The sequence below is a fragment of the Burkholderia sp. Bp8986 genome (genome assembly GCF_003854225.1).
Lineage (GTDB): Bacteria > Pseudomonadota > Gammaproteobacteria > Burkholderiales > Burkholderiaceae > Burkholderia.
This window is the reverse complement of record NZ_QTQM01000119.1, coordinates 1-2,659: the sequence shown is the minus strand read 5'-3', so window position 1 is coordinate 2,659 and position 2,659 is coordinate 1. Positions and strand designations below refer to the sequence as shown.

Annotated in this window: 1 protein-coding gene and 2 pseudogenes; 1 reads left to right on the top strand and 2 read right to left on the bottom strand. The window is 63.4% G+C overall.

Features of this window, described 5'->3' with window-relative positions; translation table 11 throughout:
* Window positions 1-98: 98 nt before the first annotated feature.
* Window positions 99-847, bottom strand: a pseudogene (gene istB / locus DID99_RS36265) (IS21-like element ISBmu3 family helper ATPase IstB).
* A gap of 15 nt (window positions 848-862) precedes the next feature.
* Window positions 863-2,414, bottom strand: a pseudogene (istA, locus tag DID99_RS36260) (IS21 family transposase).
* A 48-nt stretch (window positions 2,415-2,462) separates the two neighbouring features.
* Between istA and DID99_RS37550 the strand changes: the two are divergent.
* Window positions 2,463-2,600 (top strand): hypothetical protein, encoded by a 138-nt coding sequence (locus DID99_RS37550; protein WP_185733882.1) that lies wholly within the window; start codon window positions 2,463-2,465, stop codon window positions 2,598-2,600.
* The last annotated feature ends 59 nt before the right edge of the window (window positions 2,601-2,659 follow it).

The following is a 2,659-nucleotide window of genomic DNA, read 5'->3' as shown; positions in this document are numbered from 1 at the left end:
TGCGGATTTCGGTGATGGTGATCAGGCGTTTCGGCGAACGTGATCAGTTTGGAAGGTGGTGTTGCGCGGTCAATGGATTATAGCGAACGTGATCACGATCAGGATGTGGAGGACTGCTTGGCGTTGGTCTTTCGCATCGATTCGCCTTTCAACGGCAGCTTGTGGGCCTGATGGACGAGCCGGTCGAGGATCGCGTCGGCGAGCGTCGGGTCCTGCAGCCAGGCGTGCCAGTGTTCCAGTGGCAGTTGGCTGGTAATGATCGTGGAGCGCGTGCCGACGCGATCGTCGAGCACTTCGAGCAGATCGTTTCGGGCACTCTGATCGAGATCCTGCAGCCCCCAGTCGTCGAGCAGCAGGACGTCCATCTTGGCGAGCTGTGCGAGCCGCCGCGTGAAGCTGCCGTCGCCGTGGGAGATCTTCAATTCCTCGAACAGCCGGGCAACGCGGACGTACATCACGGAGAAGCCTTGTCGGCAGGCCTGTTGTCCGAACGCACAAGCGATCCACGTTTTCCCAGCGCCAGTCGGCCCAGTCAGGATGAGGTTCTGCGCATTGCGGATCCAGTCGCAACCGCGAGGGCGGCAACGACGCTTTTGTCGATACCGCGGCTCTGCCGGTACTCGATGTCCTCGATGCAAGCTTGGGGATTCTTGAGTTTTGCAGACTTCAGCAGCCGTTCGAGCCGCCGGGTATCGCGCCAGGCGAGCTCGCGTTCGACGACCATGCCGAAGCGCTCTTCGAACGACAGGCTGGTGCTGGCGGTCAACGCCGCCTGTTCCTCGAACGCACGGGCCATGCCGTCGAGCTTCAGGGACTTGAGCTGGGTTAAGGTTTGCTGCGTCAACATCGCGACCTCCTTGGGTCAGTGGTAATAGTCAGGGCCGCGCACGTTCTCGTGATCGGGCGAATGCCATTCGGTGAGAGGAACCGGGAGCACCGGCTGTCGATCCAGGCCGGATTCGAGGATCGACAGCACGGAGCGGCGAGTCGGCGAACCGATCACGAGTGCCCGCTGACAGGCGGCTTCCAGCCGCTCCTTGCCGTACTTGCGCGAGAGCGACAGCAATCCGAGGCACGCGCGGTACCCCATCTCGGGGTGCGGCCGGTTGGTCAGCAGGTGTTTGACGATCGTCTCGGCACCGGGACCGACGGAGGCGCCCCAGTTCAGCAATCTCCCGGGCGTCCATTCCATGTGAGCGCGGTGCGCTGCCGGCATGTGCTCTGGCAACGTCGTATGCTTGTTCCGTAGTCGACTGCGGGCGTGGGCGGCAACGCGCTTGCCGCGGTGCAGGATCTCGACCCCATGGCGCGTAACGCGTGCGTAGACCTCCTGACGTACGAGGCTGTGCGGAACGCTGTAATAGTGGTGGTCGACTTCGACGTGGTAGTCGATGTTGACGCGGCACTTCACGAAGGTCGCGATCTCGTATCGGCGCGTCGGCAACGGGCGCAGCGCCGGCTGGTCGAGCCGCTCGAACCATTCGCGGCGGTTGCCCTCGAGCTTTTTGAACGGACGCCGGTTCAGGTCGGCGATCAGCTTGCCGATTGCCTTGTTCAGTTCGGCCAAGCTGTAGAACCGGTGGTTGCGCAGCCGTGCGAGGATCCAGCGCTCGACGATCTGTACGCCGACCTCGACCTTCGCCTTGTCCTGCGGCTTACGCGGCCGCGCCGGCAACATGGCGGTCGCGTAGTGGTTCACGAAGTCCTGCGTGGTGTTGCCCAGCACCGGTTCGTACCGATCGGCCTTGGCGATCATTGCCTTGGGGTTGTCGGGCACCAGCAGCTCGGGGAACGCCGCCGTAGAATTCCAACGCGTCGATCAGGCTGCCGATCCAGTCGGGCATGGTCTCGGAACGCGTCGCACATGCATAGGTGTAGTTCGAGGCGCCGAGGACGGCCACGAACACGTGGGCCTTGAACGCGACGCCGCCGTCGCGGCCGAGGATCGGCACGGTTTGCCCGGCGAAGTCGGCGAACAGCTTCTCGCCGGCGCGGTGTTGTTGGCGCATCGAGCGCTTCAGCGCCGCAGCCCAGTCCTTGTACCGCTGGCAGAACTGCGTATAGCGGTAGGTACGTTGGCCGGGGTGGGCCTCGACGTACTCCTCCCAGAGCAACTGCAGCGTCACGCCCTTGCGGAGCAGGTCGCGGTGCATCGCCGCGTAATCCGGTTCGACCCGCCGGGTCGGGGCCGCGGTTTCCTCCGGCAGGTCCAACCTGATCTCGAGCTCGTCGTCGGCGAGCGGTTCGACAGCAGCCCAGTCGAGGCCGGCCGTGCTCGCGCGTGCGGCGTATGCCGAGATGGCACCGACGCTGATGCCGATCGCGCGGCTGATCTGGCGGTGCGACAGGCCGCACGCCCACTTCAACCGCAATACTTCCTTCAGTTTACGCATGCTCATCCGATGTGCCGGCATCAACCTGCCCCCTAAAAAGAGACAAGGCTAACGCCCGTCGTTGATCACATGCGCGACACCACCGCCGAGCCGCAGCGGCCATCCCGTTTCGGTCGCGTGATCAGCGATTTCGGTTCGCTGATCACTCATTCCGGGAACGTGATCACCCGTTTCGGCAAGATGATCGCTCGTTTCGGAAACCGGTGATCAGCGATCACCTTCGACCGAAACGACCGATCACCATCAATCGGAACCACTGATCACGT